Raw genomic sequence first — 776 nt, 5'->3', positions numbered from 1 at the left:
AGAAATCATTATTTGTAGGCTTAGCTGCTTTAGGCTTCGTCGCTGTCGCAGGTTCTGCTAACGCAAACACTGCTTCTGCTAAAAGCTATGCTAAGGTTACATCAAACAAGGCCTTGACTACCGATGCTACTACCCGTAACGTCAACGTTAACGGTACTAACGCATTATATACCAAGGCTGGTACCTTGAAAGGTGCCAAAACTGTTGCTTCTAAGACTACTTTAGCTGGCCTTAAGGACAACAAGACTGGTCAAAAGAACTGGCGTGCATACCGTGTTGCTACTACTAACCGTGGATCTGTTTACTACAAGGTCGTATCATTCGATAAGACCTACCGTGGCTGGATCTATGGTGGTAAGAGTACTTCTGCATTCGGCGGTGGTATTGCTAAGTACAGCACTACTACTGACGCTGCTGGTACTACTTCAGCAACTGCTTCAAACAGCTCATCAGCTTCAGCAACTTCTGCATCATTCCAGACCCCATCAAATCAAACTACTGCTTTGACTGATGCTCAAAAGAATGCTACTTACAAGATTACTAAGGCTGGTACTGCTAACGATGGTACTGCTACTACTTATACTTATCCTGCATGGACTGAGTACAAGAAGGGCCGTACCGTTACTGATGCTACTCCTTACGCTAACGATACCTTCAAAGTTACGGACCAAACTACCCGTACCCGTGAAGGCGACCTTTGGGTAAAGATTGCTGATACTAATGCTACCAACGGTCAAAAGATCAATGGCTGGATTAAATACTCAGCATTAACGGCT

1 protein-coding gene is annotated in these 776 nt (G+C 44.7%); it reads left to right on the top strand.

From position 1 onward, the window contains the following. A partial coding sequence (locus FD12_RS13990) for a hypothetical protein (RefSeq protein WP_056982277.1) occupies nt 1–776 on the top strand: 776 nt, incomplete at both ends.

Origin of the sequence: Lentilactobacillus rapi DSM 19907 = JCM 15042, from assembly GCF_001436255.1 — a bacterium.
Classification (GTDB): Bacteria; Bacillota; Bacilli; order Lactobacillales; family Lactobacillaceae; genus Lentilactobacillus; species Lentilactobacillus rapi.
The sequence above is the reverse complement of the archived record's forward strand: the minus strand, read 5'-3'. Positions and strand labels throughout refer to the sequence as shown.